We start from the raw sequence: 1,063 nt of genomic DNA, 5'->3' as shown, positions 1-1,063 counted from the left end.
CCGTCACCCCGGACTTGATGCGGGTGTGGATTCACATTGGAAGTGCAACGGGAGGAATGTTTCGGCTGGAGTTTTGAAGCCGAGGCATTTTCTGGGTGTGTTATTGTAGTTTGCGATGATGGCGTCGATGGCTTTGCCAGGCAAGGTTTCGAGGTTTGTTTTGCGGGGTAGATTTCGTCGCAGGCGACCTATGGCGTTTTCGACGCCGCCTTTCTGCCAAGGTGCGCGGGGATCGCAGAAGTAGGCGTTGAGGCCGAGTTGGCTAGCAATGAACTGGTGGCGGTTGAACTCGGTGCCGTTGTCGAAGGTGATCGATTGTCGCAGATCGGCGGGCACAGTGCGGAGCATCCGGACAAGGGTAGCTGCCACAGGATCGGCTTTCAGGCTGTTCTGCTGCACGGCGATGGTGAGGCGTGAATGTCTCTCGTGGGCGACGAGAATGGCCTGCCCAGCTATCGAGAAGAGCATGGCATCGGCTTCCCAATGCCCCGCCTCCAGCCTGCTTGCGATGTTTTCATCGCGTTCGTGAATGGATGGGCGGTCAGCGTAGCGTGGCCAGCCGCCCTTGGTTCTCCAGCCGCGCTTGTACTTGGCGCGCGGCAAGTAGAAGCGCCATCGCCGGTCATTGGTGCGTTTGAGCTGGGCGTAGACGAAGCGGTAGATTGTCTCGTGACTGATGACTTTGCGCCCTGCTTCATGAGCAAGGCGCCCGGCGACCTGCTCGGGTGACCAGCCTTGGGCGAGGCGATCAAGGATTGTTTCGCGCAAGGCATCGTCGCGCTCCAGCCTGGTCCCTGACCAGCGCCGGGCATTTGCCTGCGCTTGCGCGTAGGCGGGTTGGTAGCCGACCTTGGAACCGGCATTGCGCTTCAACTCGCGCGCGATGGTCGACGGCTGGCGATCCAGAGTTGCAGCGATTTTGCGGATCGATTGCCCGGCTTCGCGAAGCCGGGCAATCGAACATCGCTCCTCAATCGATAACTGGCTGTATTTCGACATGGCAGCACCTGTGTGAGGTGTTGCACTTCGTTTGTGAACTCACAGGGGTCCATGAGCCTCACCC

1 protein-coding gene is annotated in these 1,063 nt (G+C 59.6%); it reads right to left on the bottom strand.

Going from position 1 to position 1,063, the window contains the following annotated elements:
- Positions 1-3: 3 nt before the first annotated feature.
- Positions 4-999 carry an IS30 family transposase gene (locus SxD43FB_RS23730; RefSeq protein WP_096064170.1) on the bottom strand — a complete coding sequence of 332 codons (996 nt, stop codon included), beginning with the start codon at positions 997-999 and terminating at the stop codon, positions 4-6.
- Between the last annotated feature and the right edge of the window lie 64 nt (positions 1,000-1,063).

The organism is Sphingobium sp. D43FB (genome assembly GCF_002312805.1).
GTDB lineage: Bacteria > Pseudomonadota > Alphaproteobacteria > Sphingomonadales > Sphingomonadaceae > Sphingobium.
Note: the sequence above shows the minus strand (reverse complement) of the source record. Positions and strands in the feature narration are given on the sequence as shown.